The sequence below is a fragment of the Kitasatospora sp. NPDC057542 genome (assembly GCF_042801945.1).
Taxonomy (GTDB): Bacteria; Actinomycetota; Actinomycetes; order Streptomycetales; family Streptomycetaceae; genus Kitasatospora.
This window is the reverse complement of record NZ_JBHVFE010000003.1, coordinates 53,229-74,980: the sequence shown is the minus strand read 5'-3', so window position 1 is coordinate 74,980 and position 21,752 is coordinate 53,229. Positions and strand designations below refer to the sequence as shown.

The following is a 21,752-nucleotide window of genomic DNA, read 5'->3' as shown; positions in this document are numbered from 1 at the left end:
TCAGTTCTCCTGCGCGGCGGGTGCGAGGGGCGCGGCGGGTGTGGTGACGGGCAGCGGATCGCGGATGATGTCGTGTGCGGCGGCGATCTTCTCCTGGAACAGGTCCCAGCTGTCCTCGGGGGACAGGTGCCGGGGCCGGTAGACGACCGGGGCGTCCTCCCGCCAGTCGGCGAAGTCCCAGTTGAAGATGCGCTCGCGCAGCCTGGGGAAGTCCGGGGTGAGCGGGTACGGGACGAAGTTGTAGAGGTTGAAGAGCCACAGCGCCGATTGGTTCTCCCGCATCCAGGTGACGGTCTGGCCGTGCGCGGCCTCCGTCTCCTCGTCGAGGCCGCCCATCATGTTGAGGACGATCTTCAGCCCCGCGTCGCTGAGTTGACGGATCTTCGAAGTGTAGTCGTCCAGGCCGCGGGAGAGCTTGTTGAGCCGCTTCAGCATCTGCGAGTCGGCCGACTCGAAGCCGAGCTCCACGGCGACGACGCCGAGTTCGAGCATGGCCTCGACGATCCACTCCTTCACCTGCATCACGTGGGTCTGCACGATGAACCGGTAGCCGGGGCGGTCGCGGAAGACGTCCAGCAGGTTGCCGACCGCCTCGCGGGACTGGCCGAAGGTCTTGTCGCCGATGTAGAAGAGCCGGGTGTCCGGGAAGCGGGTGGTCAGCTCGTCCACCTCCTGGGCGAGCGCGTCCTTGGCGACCAGGGTCAGCTGCTTGCTCCAGGCGTCGCCGCAGAACGAGCACTGGTACAGGCAGCCGTGACTGGCGTTGAGCCGCAGGAGCGGCACCCGGCCCTGGTAGCCGCCGAGGTGGCGGTAGTCCGGCGCCCAGGTGATCCGGTCGGACACCAGGCCTGGCAGCAGGGGTTTCTCCAGGCTGCCGCCGGATCCGGCGGCGAGTTCGACGAGCCGGCGCACGAAGGTGGCGTCGAGCTGGCCGCGGTGCACGGCGTGCACCGCGCCGTCCGGGGCGAGCGGGGCCATGTTCCCGCCGAGGACGACACGCCGGCCGGCGTGCTCCAGCCGCTTGGCCACCTCCAGCGCGAGGCGGAGGTTCTGGGCGAGCGGGGACATCAGGACCAGGTCACCGGGGGTGGTCGCGTCCAGCAGCGGCTCGGCGCAGTTCTCCGGCTCGGCCGGGGTCCTGGACAGGTCGCGGAAGACGGAGTCGAGGCCCGCGGTGTTCAGCAGGGCGGTCAGGTGGGCGACCCACAGCGGCATCTCCCACAGGCCGTCGGCCGGGATGAAGTACTCGGGCAGCAGGGCCCGGAAGCGCCGGTCGTAGTCGTCGTAGTAGCGCGCCAGGTTCGGGTCGGGGTCGTGGCTGGAGGGGAAGGGCAACTGGACGATGCAGCTCTTGGTCATGTCGGTGCCTTCGGTCGGTGAGGGCGTGGGGCCCAGACGTGGAGCACTCAGTGGGAACGGCGCGAGAAGACCGCACAGCGCAGCTCGCTGGTGTGACGTTCTCCGTCGATGTCGAGCCAGAGGTGCTCCGGGGCGGGGAGCATTTCGCTGAACTCCAGAGGGACGGCCGTCTTCCGGGCGAGCCGGAAGACCTGCCGGACGACGAGGGGGGAGTCCCAGTCGACGTAGACCGGTTTCGGCTCGCCGGGGATCTTCAGGAAGCCGTGGCGCGGCAGGCCGAGCTCGCGGCGCAGCCGGCGGGCGGCGGCGAACTCGGGGGCGTCGCCCTTGGACCGGTGGACGCCGGGGCTCCAGCCGCGCAGGGCCTCGGCGGGGATGCGCCAGCGCTCCCGGTGCAGCACGATCCGGCCGCAGCGGATGCGGGGCACGTGGTCGCGGTCCCGGTCGCGGATGCCGACGCCGCCGAAGTGCCGGGGGAAGGCGAACGGGGAGAGCGGGTCCTGGCGGATGCTGGGGCCGCCCGCCAACGGGGCGAGCAGCTTCAGCCGGCCGGCCAGGCCGTGGGCGCGCAGCTCCACCCGGTCGGCGGTGGCCACCAGGTACAGCCGGCCCGGCTGGAGGACGTCGCCGCGGGCCTTCGGGGAGAGCCCGTACACCTCCAGGTCCGGGCAGGGGTAGGTGAGTTGGGCGCCGGTCTTGTCGGGGTGCGAGCGGGAGAGGTCGACCAGCACCTCGTCCTCGTCGAGCAGCCCCCGGTACCGGGTGTGGACCTCGTCGAGGAGTTCCGGTGCCTCCGCCTGGAGCATCGGGGCGAAGCTGGAGTGGGTGAGCGCCTCGCGCACGGCGTGGCAGTCGCCCACGACGGCGAGGAAGTCGCCGCGTCCGATCGCGGCGGCGTCCGGCGCGGCGAGCATGACGTCCGGGTTGCACAGCGCGGGCGGGGTGTCCGGGTGGCGGGCGAGCAGTTCCTCCAGCCGGGCCCGGTCGACGACGCTCTCGTGCCGGCCGTCCTCGGCGCCGTCCAGCAGCAGGGCGACGACCTCCCGGTCGAGCGACGTGATCTCCCGGTCGACCTCCTCGCACTCCACGGCGAGCTGCGGCTTGTCGGCGAAGAAGGCGGCGTAGAAGTCCGGCAGCGGTACGGGCGTGCCGAGGCCGAAGCGCCGTGCCATCCAGCCGTGCAGGATCGCCAGTTCGCGGCGGATGCGCAGCCGGGGGACGAGCAGCGTCAGGTCGTAGACCACGGACAGCTCGCGGCCGATCAGCCCGGTGACGTCCGGGCCGAGGACGACGTCCCCGACCGGGCTGTACGCCTCCTCGTAGAGGATGCTGCGGTCGGCGTAGTGCCGGCCCTCGGAGCGGTTGGCCGCGGACCCGGTGACCTCCTCGAAGGTCTCCTTGAGCTCGGCGATCAGGGCCGCGCGCTGCGCCACCGGGCCCTCGGCGAAGCGGCGCAGCCCGTCCTCGAAGCGGCGCACCACGGCGAGGTCGGGGGAGTCCTCGGCCAGGTGTCCGGCGAGCGAGCGCAGCACGTCGGTGGACCCGATCGGGATCTCCCAGCGTCCGATCAGCCAGTCCTGGTCGACGAGTTCGGCCAGCACCCGGTCGAAGGTCCGGTCGGCCGGACGGGCCGGGCGCTCGGCCCAGGCGGCACGCAGCTGCGCCACCGTGCGCTCGCCGTCGCAGCGCTCCCAGAGCCAGGACCGGTGCGCGTCGAAGGTGTCGGACTTCACCGCGACGAAGCGCCAGCCGTCCGGCATGCCGGTGGTGGTCTCGAACGCGTACAGCCGGACCAGGGGGCCGTCGGCGAAGGCGAGCGGGCGCCGGCGGGGGCGCACCGTCTCGAAGGTCTCCGGCCGGGCGCTGAAGACCTCGGCCATCGCCTCGCCCGCCCAGTGGCTGAGCAGGGCGGTCCGGCGCAGCGGGCCAGTGGACCAGGTGACGCCGGCGGTGGTGGCCTCCGGTGCCGTCCGGGCGACGGCGAGGGGGCCGAAGTGCGAGTGGGTCTCGTTCTTGGTGGTGACCCGCTGGAGGTACATGGCGAGCAGGTCGGTCATCCGCTTGACGTGTCCGTCCGACCCGGTGCCGCCGGAGGCGATCCAGGCGGTGAACTCCTCGAAGCGGGCGTCGTTCGACAGCAGCAGGACCTGCTGGAGGGAGGGTTCGCGGAACAGGTCCACGACGGCCCGGCGGGCGCGGGCGAGGGCCGCTCCGTGCTCCTGCTCGAAGGCCGCCCAGTGGCTGTCGAGGGTCTGCACCGCGTCCTGGTAGCGCTTGGCCGAGTCCAGGGCGGCCGGGCCGAGTTCGGCCTCCAGCCGGGCGAGGTCGGCGGGCGGGAAGGGACGGAGCATGCCGACCCCGGAGGCGAGGTCGCCCCGGGTGCCGGCCTGCGCCGCACGCAGGGCGGCCTTCAACTGCCGCCCCAGCTCGACGGCTTCGTCACGCAGGGCGAGCACGGTATCGGCGGCCCGGGCGGTCGCCGGGTCGACGACGCGGTCCAGCAGGGAGAGCGGGTAGCCGGCGTGGCGCAGCATCGCGACCGGGACGAGCGACCACCCGGTGCCGTCCTTTGCCCCGGTCGCCGGGGTGAGGCCGCCGCCGCCCGCAGGCCCTCGGTCGTCCGGGCGCCGCCTCGACTCGTCCATGATCGTCCCCTCACATGGCTGACTTGGTCACGACAGTTCGTGACCATAACAACCTGTCGAGGGGTCTTTCAATAACGATGGGGCCAACAGGCTGGATTCCGGCCAAGATTGACTGACCATCAGTCGAAAACCCGAGGTGGTGCGGCAAGGCCCGGACGTTGGGATGGCTGCAACGAGACTGAATCGGCGTGAACGTGACGTTACGTCAGACAGGAACGGCTTCGACCACGGAGAGCACCGTCGGGGTGGGCAGGATCCGGGACAGGCGCAGGCCGGCCCGGCCGAGCAGCTCCGCGAAGTCCGCCTCGGTGCGCTCGCGGCCGGTGAGCGAGGCCATCATCATCAGGTCCAGGGTCTTGGCCTGGTGGGGCGCGTTGTCCCGGGGGACCACGGCGTCCAGGACCAGGATCCGGCCGCCGGGGTGCAGGACGCGCCGGCAGTGGCTCAGCAGGGTGACGCACTGGTCGTCGTCCCAGTCGTGGGTGATCCGCTTGAGCAGGTGGACGTCGCCGGCGGGGACGGCGGCGAAGAAGTCGCCCTCCGCCGTGCTCCAGCGGCCCGCGATCTCCTTGTCGCCGTCCAGCCGGTGGCCGGCCAGGACGTGGGCGCGGTCGTAGAGCACGCCCTCCAGGCCGGGGTTGCGGCGCAGCACCTCCAGCAGCAGGCCGCCGTGGCCGCCGCCGACGTCCACCACCGTGCCGGTCTCCGGGAAGTCGTAGGCGGCCGCGATGACCGCGTTCTCCGGGTCGGACATCGCCGCCATGCCGACGTGGAAGACCGCGGCGGTCTCCTCGTCCCGGGCGAAGTGGTCGAAGAACGGGATGCCGAAGACGTCGTCGAAGGCCGTGGTGCCCTCGGTGAGACAGTGGGCCATCCGCTCCGCCGGCAGCCAGAAGGTGCGGTCGGTGAGCATCCGCACCGCGTTGCGCGCCGAGTACGGGACGTCGCTGCGCAGCGCCTGCCCGGTCTCGGTCAGCGTGAAGCGGCCGTGCTCGTCCTCGGCCACCACGTTCCGGGTGGCGAGCAGGCGCAGCACCCGGTACAGGTTGCGGGCGTCCGTGCCGGTGGTGGCGGCGAGTTCGGCGGGGGTGGCCGGGCCGTTGGCGAGAGCGTCGGCCACCCCGGTGTCGGCGGCCGCGCGCAGGGCCGCGGGGAAGACGAAGCCGAGCGCCTCGTCGATGAGGAAGGCGGCCGAGCGGCGCAGGCCCTCCTCCGCGGCCGTCGCCGACCGGTCGCCGGCGGGCTGGTTCTCGTCGTGCGGCATGCGTCCTCCTCGGTGGGTCTGCGGTGCTTGCGCCGGGATGCTGCCCCGGCGTAGCGGGGCCGAAGCACACCGTCACCTCGGAGTGGACGCACGGCGGAAGGGGCGCCCCGGGTGGGACGCCCCTTCCGGGCGGGTCAGGACTGCGCGGCGAGCAGCGCGGCCAGCCCGTCCAGCCCCCGGTCGAGGGTGGCCGGGTCGACCTGGCTGACGGAGAGCCGCAGCTGGTGCTCCCCGCCCGCTCCCGGGTAGAAGTGCGACATCGGCGTCCAGATCACCCCGTACTCCGAGGCCGAGCGTTCGAGCAGCGCGTCGTCCACCACGCACGGCACCGTGAGCACCAGGAAGAACCCGCCGCGCGGCTCGTTCCAGGTCACCCCGCTGCCGGGCGGGAAGCGCCGGGCCAGGCCCTCCAGCACCAGCGAGAGGTTGCGCCGGTAGAGCGCGGCCACCTCGGTGTTGGCGGCCCGCAGGCTGTAGCCGTGCTCCAGCAGCGCGCCGCCGATCACGGCCTGGGCGATCGGCGAGGTGTTCACCGTCGTCATGCTCTTGATCATGCCGAGCAGGTCGGCGAACAGCACGGCGGTGCCCCGCCCGTCCGCCACCAGCTGGTCCGCCACCACGTACCCGACCCGGGCACCCGGCAGGGCCGTCTTGGCGAAGGAGCCGAGGTGGACCACCCGCCGCGCGGTGTCCAGCGCCTTGAGCGAGGGCAGCCGCTCCTCGCCGGCGAAGACGCAGTACGGGTTGTCCTCCAGCAGCAGGAAGTCCTCCTCGGCCGCCAGTTCCAGCAGCTCCCGGCGCAGTTTCAGCGGCAGGCTGGCCCCGCTCGGGTTGGCCACGTCCGGCACCAGGTAGAGCGCCCGCGGGCGCAGCCCCTCGGCCCGGGCGGCGGCCAGTTGGCGGCGCAGGTCGGCGAGGTCCACGCCGTCCGGACCGTCGGCCACCGCCCGCACCGGCAGGTCGGCCAGCAGTGCCGCACCGGTCAGCCCCACGTAGGTGGGGGAGACGGCCAGCACCACGTCCTCGGGGCCGTGGCGCAGCGCCCGCAGCACCAGGAACATCGCCTCCTGGCAGCCCACCGTCACCACGATCGACTCGGCGGGCACCTCGATGCCCTCGTCCGTCGCGAGGTGGGTGGCGATCAGGTCGTGGATGATCCCCTTGGTCCGCCCGTACTGGAGCACCTGCCGGCGGGCCGCCTCCTCGGTCAGCCCGCGCTCGGTACGCAGGTGGTCGAGGTAGCGGTCCAGGTGGCGGTGGACGGCGTCCGGCTCGAAGAACTGCTCGGCCGGGCGGCCGGCCGCGAAGGAGACCGCCCGCGGGTAGCGAATGGAGATCTCGTTGAGCAGGTTCATCGAGGTCATCGCCGGATCGGCGAGGGAGGTGTGCAGGCCCGCGAGGAGCAGGTCGTGCGGTGCGGCGATGGTGGTCACGGGGTGCTCCAGGTGGGGCAGGGCAGGGTGGTCGTGCGCAGCTCGGCGGCGGCCCGCAGGTCGGCGCAGCCCGCGAGGCCGAGCGCGTGCCGCAGCTCGGCGGCGAGCAGGTCGAGGACGTCGGTGCAGCCCGCCTCGCCCCCGGCCGCCAGGCCCCAGATCAGCGGACGTCCGAGCAGGACTCCGCAGGCGCCGAGGGCCAGCGCGGTGAGCACGTCCGAGCCGCCGCGCACCCCGCTGTCCATCAGCACCTGGCAGTCCCGGCCGGCCAGCGCCTCGGCGACGGCGGGCAGGACCGTCACCGCGGGCACGGCCCGGTCGAGCTGGCGGCCGCCGTGGTTGGAGACCACCACGGCCGCGGCGCCGATCGAGGCGGCCCGCTGCGCGTCGGCCGGGTCGAGCACGCCCTTGACCACCAGCGGCAGCTCGGTCTGCCCGCGCAGCCATTCGAGGTCGGCCCAGGTGACGCCGGGGGAGAGCAGCTCGGCGGTGTGTGCGGCCACCGCCGAGACGGCGGTGGTGGACTCGTGCGCCCGCCCGGCGGCGCCGCCCTCCAGCAGCGCCGCGCGGACGTCCTCGGGCAGCGCGAAGGCGTTCCTGGCGTCGCGCAGCCGGCGGCCCATGTACGGCACGTCGGCGGTGACCACCAGGGCCTCGCTGCCGGCCTCCTCGGCCGCCCTGACCAGGTCGAGCAGCCGGCCGCGGTCGCGCAGCCAGTACAGCTGGAACCAGAGCGTGGCGCCGGTCTTCGCCAGCTCCTCGAAACCGACGCTGCTGAGCGTGCCGACGGTGAACGGCACGCCCGCGGCGGCCGAGGCGCGGGCCGAGGCCAGCTCGCCCTCGGGGTGGAACAGCCGGTGGTAGGCGACGGGTGCCACCGCCACCGGCAGGGCCGACCGGCTGCGCACCAGGGTGGCGGCGGTGTCCCGGGTGCCGACGTCGGCCAGCACCCGCGGCACCAGGGCCACCCGGTCGAAGGCGGCCCGGTTGGCGGCGAGGGTCAGCTCGCGCTCCGCGCCGCCCTCCAGCCACTCCCAGACCTCGGGCGCGAGCACGGCCCGGGCCCGGTCGGCGTACTCCGCGACGCAGAGCGCGGGGCGCCCGTCGGCCGGGTCGGTGCGGGGTTCGCCGCGGACGGACGCGCTCATCCGGCCACTTCGCTGGCGTTGCGCTGGAGCTCCACGGCCTCGTAGAGGGCACGGATGTTGTTGCTGCCGAAGTTGCGGGCCCGGATGCGCTCGATCACCTCGAAGAAGTAGGTGTTCCGCGGGTGCTGGGAGCGGGTGAAGATCTGGAACAGCTGGCCGTCGTGGTCCTGGTCGACCAGCAGGTTCAGCTCGCGCAGCTGCTCGAAGGAGTGCCGCAGCGGCGTCAGGCGGGCGGGCAGCGCGTCGTAGTAGGTCTGCGGGGTGCGCAGGAACGGCACGCCGCGCTCGGCCATGGTGGAGACGGAGTGCACCGCGTCCTCGGCGGCGAAGGCGACGTGCTGCACCCCGGCGCCGTCGTGGCCGGCCAGGAAGGAGGCGATCTGGCCGCCCGCGTCCGCGGTGAGCGGCTCGATCAGGGTGAGCGTGACGCTGCGGTCGGCGCTCTGCACGACGGCCGAGTCCATGCCGAGCGCGCCGACCTCGACCCGCTCCTCGAAGATCGTCCGGAAGCCGAAGGCCTCGTGGTAGCGGTGCTCGGTCTTGCGCAGTTCGCCGAACGGGACCAGGACCGCGAAGTGGTCGACGGAGCGCAGGCCGACCTCGCCCTCGCCGGTCAGCGGGGCCGGGTCCGGCAGGCCGGGGATGCGGCCGGCCGGGGTCTCGGGGCCGCGCTCGACCAGGGTGTGCACCACGTCGCCGAAGGCGTCGACGACGGCGGTGACGCAGCCGTCCGAGGCCTGCGGCTCGCGCAGGGCGGCGGCGCCGCGGGCGGTCAGCGTGCGGTACGCGTCGACGGCGTCCGGCACCCGCAGGCCGAGGGCGCCCACGCCGTCGCCGTGGCGCTCCAGGTAGGCGGTGGCCGGGTGCCCGGCGGCCAGCGGCTGGGTGATCAGCAGCCGGATGTCGGCCTGGCCGACCAACGAGGACAGGCAGCGCTCGGCGGCCTCGCCGCGCTCGGTCGGCGGGACGAGCAGCTCGAAGCCGTACTCCGTGGTCAGCTTGGCGGTCTCGGCGTTTAGGTCGGCCACGTAGAACTCGACGTGGTCCAGTTCGACGGGGATCGGGGTGACGGCGGGAGAGGAACGGTCGGTCATCGCAAGAGCTCTCTCGTGAGGAGGACGGGAGGTGCTGAGGGGTGATCAGGTGAGCGGACGTGCGGGGTGGTGCGGGCGTTCGGGTGGTGCGGACGTGATCGGGGCGGGCGGGCGGGTGCCGGTCAGGTGGACTGGAGGTTCTTGGTGTCCTCCGGCTCGGCCGGGTCGTCGCCCTCGCCCTCGCCCTCGTTCCGGGGCTCGGTCTCCGGGGGCTCCGTCGGGGCCTCCGGCTTGCCGATCAGGTGGGCGGCCGCGAGCAGCGCGCCGACCACCATCACGCCCAGCACCACCCGGAAGTCCAGGGCGGCCACCAGGCCGGAGCCGACGCCGACGGCCAGTGCCTGCGGCGCGGTGAGCGAGAGGTTGACGGCAGCCTGAGCGCGCCCCATCAGCTGCGGCGGGGTGGACGCCTGGGCGGCGGTGGCGAGCCCGACCAGGGCGGCCGGGATGCCCGCGCCCGCGATCACCAGGCCGGCCGAGACCACGTACAGCGACGGGGTGAGCAGCAGGGCCGTTCCGAGGCCGAACACCGCCGACCCCGCCATGACCGTCCGGCGCGGCCCGAGCCGGCCGATCAGCAGACCGCCGACGACCGAGCCGCCGAGCGCGCCGACGGCCTCGGTGGTCTCCAGCACGCCGAGGAACTGCGGCGAGCGGTGCAGCCCGTGCTGGGTCAGTGCGAACAGCACCGGCTGGAGCAGGCTCAGCACGAAGCCGGCGGCGGCGGTGGCCACCACCAGCGGCCGCAGCCCGACCGAACCGCGCAGGTGGACGAAGCCCGCCAGCACCTCGGTGCGCCAGCGCAGGCCCGAGGGCTCCGGCTTGACCTCCTCCACCCGCAGGGTGAGGAAGCTCAGCGCGGCCAGCAGCAGCACGCCGAGGTCGGCCACGGCCACCACGTGCCCGCCGAACCAGCCGTAGAGGCCCGAGCCGAGCAGCGGCGCCACCAGGGTGGTGCCGGCCCGGGCGCTCTGGGTCAGCCCGGCCGCCGCACCGAAGTCCTGGCGCTCCGTCAGGATGCTGCGCAGCAGCGCGCTCTGCGCCGGGGCGAGGACGGCCCCGGCCAGGCCGCAGACCGTGGCGGTGCAGTAGATGATCCAGACCGTGTCCCGGCCGTCAACCAGCAGCAGCGGCAGCAGCGACACCGCCACCGCCAGGTTGACCCCGACCAGCAGTGGTTTGCGGCGGACCCGGTCGGCGAGCAGGCCGCCGAGCGGCAGCAGCAGCAGTGGCGCGGAGAAGCAGAACAGCACCAGACCGGCGGCGGAGTTGCTGCCGGTCAGCACCTTGGCCCAGATGCCGAGGGCGATGGAGAGGGCGCTGTCACCGAGGACGGACAGGGTCTGCCCGGCGAGGTAGCGCCGGAACTCCGGGCGGACCAACAGCGGGTGCATGGCGGTTCCTTCGCTGCGCCGACGGCGCTTCGGGGTGTGCAGGGGCGTGCGGGGTGTGCGGTGGTGCAGGGCGCCCGGAGTGCGCCCTGACGCACGCGGGGTGCTCAGGGCGCCGGGCGGTCAGGGTGCGACGGGGTGGGCCGGGGCGAGCGGTGCGACGGCGGCGAAGCCCTCGGTCAGCGCGTCGTTGGCGTCCTTCTCGCCGATGGCGACCCGGATGCCCCGGCCGGGGTAGTAGCGGACGGCCACGCCCAGGCGCTCCAGCTCCGCGCGCAGCGGGAGCTGGTCGCCGGGGGCGTCGACCCACAGGAAGTTGGTGACGCTGGGCGCCACCGTCCAGCCGAGCCGCAGCAGTTCGGCCCGGGTGCGTTCCCGCTCCGCGGTGATCTCGGCGATCCGCCGCGCCATCTCGTCCCCGGCGGCGACGGCGGCGAGCAGGCCCGCCTCCTGGAGCCGGTTCACCGCGTACGGCACCTGGTGGTCCCGCACCCGCTGGGCCACCGACTCCTGCGCCAGCGCGTAGCCGATCCGCAGCGCGGCGATGCCGTGCGACTTGGACAGGGTGCGCAGCACCACCAGGTTCGGCCACTCGGCGATCCGGGCCGGTACGTCCGGGGCCTGCCAGTCCTGGGCGAAGTCGACGTACGCCTCGTCGAGCAGGATCAGCGCGGTGGACGGCACCCGGCGGAAGAACTCCGTCAGCTCGGCCCAGGAGTAGACCGTGCCGGTCGGGTTGTGCGGGTTGCACAGCACGACGATCCGGGTGCGCTCGTCCATCCGCTCGGCCATCGCGGCCAGGTCGTGCCGGGCGTCGGGGCCGAGCGGGACCGGACGGGCCTCGGCCCGGGCGATCTCGCAGAACAGCGGGTACGCGTCGAAGCAGGGCTCCGAGTGCACCACGTTGTCGCCGGGCTCGACCACCGCGTGGAAGAGGTCCAGTGCCACGCCCGCCGAGCCGTGGCCGACCACGACCTGGCCGGCCGGGACGCCCTGCCAGGCGGCGACGATCCCGGCGATCCGCTCCGGACGGAAGTCCGGGTAGCGGTGCAGGTCGGCACTGGCCTCGGCCAGCGCGGCCAGCACCGACGGCAGCGGAGGGTACGGGTGCTCGTTCTGCGCCAGCAGGTGTCTGGCGGTCGACGGGGCGGCCATCAGTCGGCCTGGAGGACGTAGAGCCAGGAGTGCGGGGTGGCCAGCGCCTCGACGCGGTCGATCCGCAGGCCGGCGTCGGTGAAGAGCTGCTCGTAGGTCGCCTTGGTGTGCAGCGGGACGCCCATCATCGCGTGCGCCAGCTCGAAGCCGACCGAGAAGACCGGCTGGGCGCCGTCGGAGGTGCCCGGGTCGCGCAGCATGGTGTCGCCGAGGACGAAGGTGCGGGCCTTCGGGAAGGCCTCCCGCATCCGGGTGAAGATCGAGGAGCGGGTGGTCGGGTCGGCCAGCAGGTCGTGCAGCAGGAAGAAGCTCATCACGGTGTCGACCTCGGCCACCTCGGCGGCCTCGGCGTCGTTGTCGATCTGGGTGCCGAGCAGGCCCAGCACGTCCGCGCGGACGGCGGTGACCCGGTCCTGCATGCCGGCCTCGGCGATGTCGCGGCGGGCGATGTCGGTGGCCGGACGGCTGATGTCGATGCCCAGGCCCCGGCTGCCCTCGCGCTGCGAGACCACGCGGCGCACCCGGGCGGAGGTGCCGGAGCCCAGGTCGGCGATGGTGCGGAAGTCGATGCCGCTGAGCACGTCGGTCAGCTGCGCGGCGAACAGCGACTGGTCGCACTGGGCGGAGCCGAGGGCGACCATCGCCTCGTCGCGGAAGACGTCCTCGTTGTAGCGGTGGGTGCCGGCGCTCAGGTGGCCGGCGCGGCCGAACACGTCGTGGTAGCCGCCGACGGCCCAGGTGAAGTAGCCGCGCGCGGCGGCGATCTCCAGACCGGCCTCGGTGGGCAGGTAGGCGTCGCCGTCGGCCTTGAGGTAGCCGTAGTCGGCGGCGGCGCGCAGTACGGCCTCGGTGCGGGCGGTGTCGCCGGCCTGGACGGTGGCCTCGGCGGCCGAGAGCGGCTCGCCGCGACCGATCGTCTCCAGCAGGCCGATCCGGTCCAGCGCGAAGATCACGTTGGCGGCGATGAAGCCGTTGTAGGCGTCGGTCGAGGTGATCGGCGACGGGGTGATGCCACGCCAGGTGTCGGGGATGGCCGCAGTGGTCATGGTGGTGTCCGTTTCTCCGTGGGCGGACCGGGTGTGGTCCGCGTGGTGTGCGCAGGTCGGTCGCCTGCGGTCGGTAGGGGTGTCGAGTCGGTGGGTCGGCGGGGCGGACGGGTCAGGGAGCCAGGTGGGCGGCGAGCACCGGGCCGATGACGGCGAGTGCTTCGGAGCTCGTCATCGCGCCGTGGGTGCTCGGCACCTCGTGGACGTCGAGCCGACCGCCCAGGTGCGGGCGCCAGCTCTCCGGGTCGGGAGCGTCGGCCGGCCGGTCCTTGGCGGCGGTGAAGAACACCGCGTCGCCGTCGTAGCCGGGCAGCGGGAGCGTGTGGGACAGCTCGGCGTTGGCCTGGAAGACCGAGACCACCCGGGCCACCCCGGCGCCGCTGAGGCCGGCGAGCGGGCCCTCGCCGTCCCGGACGAGTGCGGCGTAGCCGTCCTCGTCCGCGGGCCAGGCGGTGATCTCCCCGGCCGGGTGGCCGAGCGAGTCGAGGATCACGGCGAGCTGCGCCGGGTCGTCCCGCCACTGCTCGGGCCCCGGCTCGCCGGTGCCCGGGTAGGCGTCCAGCAGGGCCAGCAGCCGGACCTCCTCGCCCTGTTCGCGCAGCAGCGCGGCGATCGCGTGGGCGACGGCCCCGCCGAAGGACCAGCCGAGCAGGGCGTACGGGCCCTCGGGGCGGACGGCGCGGATCCGTGCCAGGTAGGTCCGGGCCAGCTCCGCGACGGAGGCCGGGTGCGCGGTTGGGTCGGCCAGGCCGGGGGCCTGGAGGCCGTAGATCGGCTGTTCGGCGTCGAGGTGGCGCAGCAGGCCGGTGTAGACCCAGCTGATGCCGGCGGCCGGGTGGACGCAGAACAGCGGCGGGCGCGAGCCGCGGGTGCGGATCGGCAGCAGGACGGGGAAGCTCTCGGCGGCCGGGCCCTGGTCGAGCCGCTCGGCCAGCCGGGCGACGGTCGGCGCCTCGAACACCGCACGGACGCCGATCTGCTCGTCCTCGCCGACCAGGTCGCGCAGGTCCGCGACCAGCCGGCCGGCCAGCAGCGAGTGCCCGCCCAGCTCGAAGAAGTTGTCGTCCACGCCGACCTTCTCCAGCCCGAGCAGGTCGGCGAACAGACCGCAGAGCAGCTCCTCCCGGGGCGTCGCGGGCGCCCGCCCGGAGCCGAGCCAGGTGGTGTCGGGGGCCGGCAGGGCCTTGCGGTCGACCTTGCCGTTGGCGGTGAGCGGCAGGGCGTCGAGGGCGACGATCGCCGAGGGCACCATGGAGTCCGGCAGGGACGCGCCGACGTGGGCCCGCAGCGCGGCCTGGTCGACCACCTGGCCCGGGTGGGCGACGGCGTAGCCGACCAGCCGGCGGTCGCCCGGGCGGTCCTCCCGGACCAGCACGAACGCCCGGGCCAGGGACGGGTGCCGGGTGAGCACGGCCTCGATCTCGCCGGGCTCGATCCGGAAGCCGCGGACCTTGACCTGGTGGTCGGTGCGGCCGAGGTACTCCAGGGTGCCTCCCCCAGCGCCCCCAGCCTGGCGGCTGGGAGGTGCCCCCACCGGCCGGGGGGACCCCCATGGCCGGCGGCGGACCAGGTCGCCGGTGCGGTACATCCGGCTGCCGGGGGCGCCGTACGGGTCGGCGACGAAGCGCTCGGCGCTCTGGCCCGGCCGGTTGAGGTAGCCGCGGGCCAGACCGGCGCCCGCGATGTACAGCTCGCCCTCGACCCCGGCCGGGACGGGCTGGAGCGCGGCGTCCAGGACGTACAGCCGGGTGTCCGGGACGGGCCGGCCCATCGGCGGGGCGATCCGGCCGCTGAGCGGACTGCTCATGCTGGCGCAGACGGTGGACTCGGTCGGGCCGTAGGCGTTGACCATCCGCAGCCGGGCCGACCAGTGCTCGACCAGGTCGGGCGGGCAGGCCTCGCCGGCCACCACCAGGGTGGCGCCCGGCGGCAGCGCGTCCGGGGCGAGGACGGCCAGCGCGGTCGGCGGCAGGGTCAGGTGGGTGACGCCCTGTTCGGCGACCAGCTCGGCCAGCGCGGGGCCGGGCAGCAGCCGGTCGGCGTCGCCGAGGACGGCCCGGGCGCCGGTGAGCAGCGCCATGCCCAGCTCCCAGACGGCCGCGTCGAAGGACGGCGAGGCGAACAGCAGCACCCGGCTGTCCGGGGTGACGGCCAGGCCCCGGCGCTGGCCCTCCACCATGGCGGCGAGGCCGGTGTGGGTCACCACCACGCCCTTGGGGCGGCCGGTGGAGCCCGAGGTGTAGATGACGTACGCGGCCGAGTGCGGCGTGATCGCGGTGTCGGTGAGGTCGTGCGCCGGGTGGCCGGAGGCGTCCAGGTCCTCGATCAGCAGTCGCGGGACGGCGCTGTCGGCGAGCAGGCCGTCGGCCAGCGCCTTGCTGGTGAGGACCAGCGCGGGTTTGGCGTCGTCCAGCATGTAGGCGATCCGGTCGGCCGGGTAGCGCGGGTCCAGCGGCTGGAAGACCGCGCCGGCCTTGAGCACGGCGAGCTGGGCGACGATCAGCTCGATCGAGCGCTCCAGGGCGATCGCGACGAACCGCTCGGGGCCCGCGCCGTGCTCGACCAGCAGCCGGGCGAAGCGGTTGGCGCGCTCGTTCAGCTCGCGGTAGGTGACCTGCACGGCGTCGAAGGAGAGCGCGACGGCGTCCGGGCGGGCGGCGGCCTGCGCCTCGAAGAGCGCCGGGAAGGTGCCGAGCGGGAGGTTCTCCCGGGTGTCGTTCCAGCCGGTGAGCAGCTGCTCCCGCTCCTGGGGCGCCAGCACCTCGACCCGGCCCACCCGCTGGTCCGGGTCGGCCAGCACCGCGCGCAGGGCGCGCTCGAAGCGGGCGGCCGTCGCCTCGGCGGTGGCCCGGTCGAACAGGTCGACGGCGTACTCCACCGTCAGGCCCAGCCCGGCGGGTGCTCCGGCCGCGTCGAAGCTCTCGCTGAAGGCGAAGGTCAGGTCGAACTTGGCGAGCTCGGAGTCCAGTTGTTCGACCCGGCCGGGCAGGCCGCCGAGGCTGATCTCCCCGGCGTCGCCGCCGGAGGTCAGCATCACCTGGCAGAGCGGGTGGCGGGCGGTCGAACGCACCGGATTGAGCAGCTCGACCAGCCGCTCGAAGGGCACGTCCTGGTGCTCGAAGGCGTCCAGGGTGGCGACCCGGACGCGCTCCACCAGCTGCCGGAAGGTGGGGTCGCCGGACGTGTCGGTGCGCAGCACCAGGGTGTTGACGAAGAAGCCGACCAGGTCCTCCAGCGCCTCGTCGGTGCGGCCGGCCACCACGGTGCCGATCGGCAGGTCGGTGCCCGCGCCGATCCGGCCCAGCGTGGTGGCCAGTGCGGCCTGCATCACCATGAACACGCTGGCCCGGCTCTGCTGCGCCAGCTCGGCCAGGGAGGCGTGGAGTCCGGCGTCCATCCGGAGCTCCACCGCGGCGCCCCGGCGGCTCGGGGCGGCGGTGCGGCGGCGGTCGAAGGGGAGCGTCAGCTCCTCCGGGAGGTCGGCCAGGGTGCGCTGCCAGTAGGCGAGTTGGTCGGTCAGCAGGGCGCTGGGCCGCTCGTCGGTGCCGAGCAGTTCGTGCTGCCAGAGGGTGTAGTCGGCGTACTGCACCGGCAGCGGCCGCCAGTCGGGGGCGGTGCCGGTGCGGCGGGCCTCGTAGGCCTCGGCGAGGTCGCGCAGCAGCGGGACCACGGACCAGCCGTCGGTGGCGATGTGGTGCATCAGGACCAGCAGGACGTGCTCGTCGTGCGGCAGCGAGAACAGGGTGGCGCGCACCGGCAGGTCGCGGGCGAGGTCGAAGACCTCCGACCCGGCCTCGGCCAGGGCCGCCCGGAGCTGCTCCTCGGTGGCCACCGGTACGGTGCGCAGCGGGAGTTCGGGGTTCTCCAGGAGCAGCTGGTGCGGCTGTCCGTCGGTGGTCGGGTAGACGGTGCGCAGCACCTCGTGGCGGTCGAGCACGTCCGCCAGGGCCGCCTGGAGGGCGCCGGCGTCGACCCGGCCGGTCAGCCGGACCGCGCACGGGGTGTTGTAGAGCGCGCTCGGTCCCTCGAACTGGTCGATGAACCAGAGGCGTTGCTGCGCGGGGGAGAGCGGGATGCGCCCGGGCCGCTCGACCGGGCGCAGGGCCGCACGGGCGGCGCCCGGGGTGGGCAGGGCGGCGGCCAGCGCGGCCACGCTCGGGGCGTCGAACAGCGCCCGGACGGGCAGTTCGGTGCCGAGCGCGGTGCGGATGCGGCTGACCAGCTTGGTGGCGAGCAGCGAGTGGCCGCCCAGGTCGAAGAAGCTGTCGTCGATTCCGATCCGGTCCAGCCCGAGGACGTCGGTGAAGAGTTCGCAGAGCGTGCGCTCGGTGTCGGTGCGCGGGGCGCGGCCCTCGGTCGCCCCGGTGTAGTCGGGGGCGGGCAGGGCGCGGCGGTCGACCTTGCCGTTGGCGGTCACCGGGAGGGCGTCGAGGACGATCACGGCGGCCGGGAGCATGTAGCCGGGCAGGCTGTCGGCGACGGCGGCGCGCAGCTCGGCGGCAGTGCCCTGGCCGGTGGCGTACACCACCAGGCGCTTGTCGCCGGGCTGGTCCTCGCGGACCACCGCGAAGGCCTGGCCGACGGCGGGAAGGGCGGTGAACGCGGCCTCCACCTCGCCGAGTTCGATCCGGAAGCCGCGGATCTTCACCTGGTCGTCGGCCCGGCCGAGGAACTCCAGCACGCCGTCGGCGGTCCAGCGGACCAGGTCGCCGGTGCGGTACATCCGGCTGCCGGGCTCGCCGAACGGGCAGGCCACGAAGCGCTCGGAGGTCAGGCCGGGGCGGCCGACGTAGCCGCGGGCCAGGCCGGCGCCGGCGATGTACAGCTCGCCGGCCACGCCGGCCGGCACCGGGCGCAGCGCGGTGTCCAGCACGTACGGCCGGGTGTTGGCCAGCGGGCGGCCGATCGGCACCACGGCGGGGACGGGCTCGCCCGGGTTCATGGTGAAGGTGGTCTTGATGGCGGTGGTCTCGGTGGGTGCGTACACCGCGACCACGGAGGTGTCCGGGCAGGCCCGGTGGAGGCGGCGGACGGACTCCGGCGGGACGACGTCGCCGCCGGTCCACACCTGCCGGACGTTCCGGAAGGCGGCCGGGTCCTCGTCGGCCATCAGCCGCAGCAGGCCGGACGGGGCCTGGACCAGGGTCACCCGGTGGGCGGTGATGGTCTCGGCGAGGCGGCGGATGTCCAGCTCGCCGGGCTCGGCGAGCACGATCGCCCCGCCGGTGACCAGCGGCGCCCAGATCTCGGTGGTGGAGGCGTCGAAGGCGGTGGGCGAGTGCAGCAGCACGCGCTCGTGGTGGCCGGCCCGGAAGTGCGGGTTTCCCAGCAGGTCCACCACGTTGCGGTGGGTGACGGCGACGCCCTTGGGCACCCCGGTCGAGCCCGAGGTGTACATCACGTAGACCAGCTGGCCGGGCAGGACCGGCACGGCCGGGTTGCCCGCCGCGGGGGCCTCGGCGAGCAGCGCCCCGGTGACCTCGACGGTGGCGAAGCCCTCGGTGGCGAGCACCGGGTGGCCCTGGTGGGCCGGGTCGACGAGCAGCAGGCCGGTGCGGGTGTCGGCGAGGATGTGCTGGAGCCGGTCCAGCGGGTAGCGGTCGTCCAGCGGGACGTAGGTGCCGCCCGCCTTGGCGATCGCGAGGACGGCGGTGAGCAGCCCGGCGGAGCGCTCCATCAGCACCGCGACCGGCTGTTCGGTGGTCAGGCCGCGCTCCAGCAGCAGGGCGGCGAGCCGGTTGGCGCGGTCGTTCAGTTCGGCGTAGTCGAGCCGCTCGGTGCCGGAGACCAGGGCGAGGGCCTCGGGGGTGGCGGCGGCCTGCGCCTCGAACAGCCGGGGCAGGCTCTGCTCGGCGACCGGCGCGGCCGGTCCGTTCCAGCCGGTGAGCAGCTGCTCGCGCTCGGCCGGGTCGAGGATCTCGATGCCGCCGATCGGCGCGTCCGGGGTGGCCACGGCGGCGCGCAGGACGCGCACCAGCCGCTCGGCGAGGGAGACGGCGGTGGCGTGGTCGAAGAGGTCGGCCGCGTAGTCGACGGCGGCGCGGACGCCCAGGCAGGTGCCGTCGGCGGCGAGCCGCTCGACGAAGTTGAAGTTGAGGTCGAACTGGGCCTGGGCCTCGCCGACCTCGATCGGGGTACCCACCGCGGCGCCGAAGGCGAGGTCGCCGTCCCGCTCCGCGTTCAGGGTGACGACGGTCTGGAAGAGCGGGTGGCGGGCGGGGGTGCGGGTCGGGTTGAGGTGTTCCACCAGGCGCTCGAAGGGGATGTCCTGGTGGTCGTAGGCGTCCAGGTCGGCGCGCCGGACCCGGTCGAGCAGCTCGTGGAAGGTGGGGTCGCCGGAGGTGTCGGTGCGCAGCAGCAGGGTGTTGACGAAGAAGCCGACCAGGTCGTCGAGGGCCTCGTCGGTGCGGCCGGCGACGGGGGTGCCGAGCGGCAGGTCGGTGCCGGCGCCGAGGCGGGTGTAGAGGGTGGCGACCGCGGCCTGCAGCGCCATGAACAGGCTGGCGTGCCGGCTGGAGGCCAACTCGGTGAGTGCGGAGTGCAGTTCGGCGTCGATCTCGAAGTCGGCGGCGCCGCCGCGGCGGCTCGCCGCGGCCGGGCGCGGACGGTCGTAGGGGAGCGCCAGCTCCTCCGGCATTCCGGACAACTCCTGCTGCCAGTGGGCGAGTTGCAGGCAGACGACGCTCTCCGGGTCGTCCTCCTCGCCGAGCAGTTCGCGCTGCCAGAGGGTGTAGTCGGCGTACTGCACCGGCAACGGCTCCCACTGCGGCTCGGTGCCGGCCAGCCGGGCGCGGTACGCCTCGGCGAGGTCGCGGAAGAGCGGGGCGACCGACCAGCCGTCGCTGGCGATGTGGTGGGTGAGCAGCAGCAGGACGTGCTCGTCCTTCGCGGGCAGGGCGTACAGCCAGGCCCGGACGGGCAGGTCGGAGCTCAGGTCGAAGACCTGCCCGGCGGCCTCGCGCATCCGTGCGTGCAGCTCGGCCTCGTCCGCCACCGGCACCCGGTGCAGCGGCGGGCGCCCCTCGGTGAGGATGCGCTGGTAGGGCTGGCCGTCGGTGGTGGGGAAGACGGTGCGCAGCACCTCGTGCCGGTCCACCACGTCCCCGAGCGCGCCTTCGAGGGCGGCGGCGTCGAGCTCGCCGGTCAGCCGGAGGGCGAACGGAGTGTTGTAGAGGGCGCTCGGGCCCTCGAACTGTTCGATGAACCAGAGTCGCTGCTGGGCGAACGACAACGGGATCAAGGTCTGCCTCCGACTGGCGACGTACGGCTGTTGTGGCTGGTGGCTGCTGTGACAGGTGAGGGGGCGGCGGTCGTGCGGCGGGGCGGGCCGCGCCACCGGTGGGACCGGTGGGCGGGCCCGCGTCCCGTCGCGGGTCAGGCTTGGGCGCCGGGGCGGCGCATCGGCCGCAGGGCCGGGCGGGCCTTCTTCGGGGCGGGCGCCTCTTCGCCCCCGGGCAGGACGGCGGCGAGGGCGGCGACCGTGGGTGCGTCGAACAGCGCGCGGATCGGCAGCTCCACGCCGAGGGTGGCGCGGATGCGGCTGACCAGCCGGGTGGCGAGCAGGGAGTGGCCGCCGAGGTCGAAGAACCGGTCGTCGATGCTGACCACCGGCACGCCCAGCACCTCGGCGAACAGGGCGCAGAGTTCCCGCTCGCGCTCGGTGCGCGGGGCGCGGCCCTCGGCCGCCCCGGCGTACTCGGGCGCGGGCAGGGCCCGGCGGTCGACCTTGCCGTTGGCCGTGACCGGCAGGCTGTCCAGGACGACCACGGCGGCCGGGAGCATGTAGCCGGCGAGGCGGTCCGCGACGAAGGCGCGCAGTTCGCCGTCGGTGGCCTTGCCGGTGGCGTACACCACCAGGCGCTTGTCGCCCGGCTGGTCCTCGCGGACCACCGCGAGCGCCTGGCCGACGCTCTCGTGGGCGGTGAACGCGGCCTCCACCTCGCCGAGTTCGATCCGGAAGCCGCGGATCTTCACCTGGTCGTCGGCCCGGCCGAGGAACTCCAGGACGCCGTCCGCCGTCCAGCGGGCGAGGTCGCCGGTGCGGTACATCCGGTTGCCCCGTCCGTCGAAGGGACAGGCGACGAAGCGCTCGGCGCTGAGTGCCGGGCGGCCGACGTAGCCGCGGGCCAGGCCGGCCCCGGCGATGTACAGTTCGCCCGCCACTCCGGCCGGCACCGGCTGCAGTCCGGCGTCCAGCACGTACAGCCGGGTGTTGGCCAGCGGGCGCCCGATCGGCACCGTGCTCGGCACCGCCGTGGCGTCGGGCATCGGATACTGGGTGGCGCACAGGGTGGTCTCGGTCGGCCCGTACAGGGCCCGCACCGCGATGCCCGGGACGGCCTCCAGCACCCGGCGCACGGCCGGGGCGGAGACCACGTCACCGCCGGTCAGCACCTCGCGCACGCCGGCGAAGATGCCCGGGTCCTCCTCCGCGATGACCCGGAACAGGCCGGCGGTGACGTGCACGTGGGTGAGCGCGTGGACCCGGACCAGCTCGCGGATGGCGGCCGCGTCCAGGTCGCCCTGGGGCGCGACGACCACCTGGCCGCCGGAGAGCAGCGGTACCCAGATCTCGTAGGTCGAGGCGTCGAAGGCGTGCGGTGCGTGGAACAGCACCCGCAGGCCCTCGTCGTGCCGCCAGCACGGGTCGGTGGCGAGCTGCACCACGTCCCGGTGGCTGATCGCGATGCCCTTGGGCTCCCCGGTGGAGCCGGAGGTGAACATCACGTACGCGAGCTGTTCCGGGTGGGGCGCGGTCCGGTGGGCGCGCCGCTCGCGCGGCCCGTCGAACCAGCCCTCGGTGAGCGGCAGGACGGGGCAGGGGGCGTCGGTGGCCAGCGGGTGGTCGCGGTGCGCCGGGTCGACCAGGACGAGCGCCGCGGCCGTCTCCGCGGTGATCCGGCGCAGCCGCTCGGCCGGGTGCCGGTCGTCCAGCGGGACGTAGCTGCCGCCCGCCTTGGCGACCGCGAGGATCGCCACCAGCAGGTCGGCGCAGCGGTCCATCAGCAGGACCACCGGCGTCTCGGGGCCGACCCCGGCGCCGGTCAGGTGGGCCGCCAGGTGCTCGGCCCGGGAGTCCAGTTCGGCGTAGCTGAGGGTGCCGTCCTCGGAGACCACGGCCGGCGCGTCGGGGGTGGCGGCGGCCTGCGCCTCGAACAGCTCCGGCAGGGTCGCGTCCGGGACGGGCGCGGCGGTGTCGTTCCAGCCGGTGAGCAGC

The 21,752-nt window shown here is 74.3% G+C and carries 9 protein-coding genes and 2 pseudogenes; all 11 read right to left on the bottom strand.

Annotated elements, in window-relative coordinates; all coding sequences use genetic code 11:
• Entirely contained in the window at positions 1 to 1,359 is a 1,359-nt protein-coding gene (locus ACFU7Y_RS01020) for a B12-binding domain-containing radical SAM protein (RefSeq protein ID WP_380765853.1), read from the bottom strand.
• Between the two features lie 47 nt (positions 1,360 to 1,406).
• Positions 1,407 to 4,004, bottom strand: a complete 2,598-nt coding sequence (locus ACFU7Y_RS01015) for a lantibiotic dehydratase (RefSeq protein WP_380765852.1) — start codon at positions 4,002 to 4,004, stop codon at positions 1,407 to 1,409.
• A 205-nt stretch (positions 4,005 to 4,209) separates the two neighbouring features.
• A complete protein-coding gene (locus tag ACFU7Y_RS01010; protein ID WP_380765850.1) occupies positions 4,210 to 5,268 on the bottom strand; it encodes a methyltransferase in 1,059 nt (352 codons plus the stop codon).
• A 134-nt stretch (positions 5,269 to 5,402) separates the two neighbouring features.
• Positions 5,403 to 6,632 (bottom strand): PLP-dependent aminotransferase family protein, encoded by a 1,230-nt coding sequence (locus tag ACFU7Y_RS01005; RefSeq protein ID WP_380765863.1) that lies wholly within the window; start codon positions 6,630 to 6,632, stop codon positions 5,403 to 5,405.
• A 65-nt stretch (positions 6,633 to 6,697) separates the two neighbouring features.
• Positions 6,698 to 7,849 (bottom strand): alpha-hydroxy acid oxidase, encoded by a 1,152-nt coding sequence (locus tag ACFU7Y_RS01000; RefSeq protein WP_380765848.1) that lies wholly within the window; start codon positions 7,847 to 7,849, stop codon positions 6,698 to 6,700.
• Complete coding sequence (hppD, locus tag ACFU7Y_RS00995) at positions 7,846 to 8,943, bottom strand: 4-hydroxyphenylpyruvate dioxygenase (RefSeq protein WP_380765846.1); 1,098 nt, start codon at positions 8,941 to 8,943, stop codon at positions 7,846 to 7,848. Before hppD ends, ACFU7Y_RS01000 begins: the two co-directional genes overlap by 4 nt.
• A gap of 122 nt (positions 8,944 to 9,065) precedes the next feature.
• Positions 9,066 to 10,337 carry an MFS transporter gene (locus ACFU7Y_RS00990; RefSeq protein ID WP_380765844.1) on the bottom strand — a complete coding sequence of 424 codons (1,272 nt, stop codon included), beginning with the start codon at positions 10,335 to 10,337 and terminating at the stop codon, positions 9,066 to 9,068.
• Between the two features lie 120 nt (positions 10,338 to 10,457).
• Positions 10,458 to 11,489: a histidinol-phosphate transaminase gene (locus tag ACFU7Y_RS00985; RefSeq protein WP_224275082.1), complete on the bottom strand. Its 1,032-nt coding sequence runs from the start codon at positions 11,487 to 11,489 to the stop codon at positions 10,458 to 10,460.
• Positions 11,489 to 12,535 (bottom strand): class I SAM-dependent methyltransferase, encoded by a 1,047-nt coding sequence (locus ACFU7Y_RS00980; RefSeq protein WP_224275080.1) that lies wholly within the window; start codon positions 12,533 to 12,535, stop codon positions 11,489 to 11,491. The genes ACFU7Y_RS00985 and ACFU7Y_RS00980 overlap by 1 nt, the downstream gene beginning before the upstream one ends.
• Positions 12,536 to 12,647: 112 nt before the next feature.
• Positions 12,648 to 13,379, bottom strand: a pseudogene (locus ACFU7Y_RS00975) (alpha/beta fold hydrolase); the annotation flags it as partial.
• Positions 13,380 to 13,394: 15 nt separating this feature from the next.
• Positions 13,395 to 21,751, bottom strand: a pseudogene (locus ACFU7Y_RS00970) (amino acid adenylation domain-containing protein); the annotation flags it as partial.
• Position 21,752: the final 1 nt, after the last annotated feature.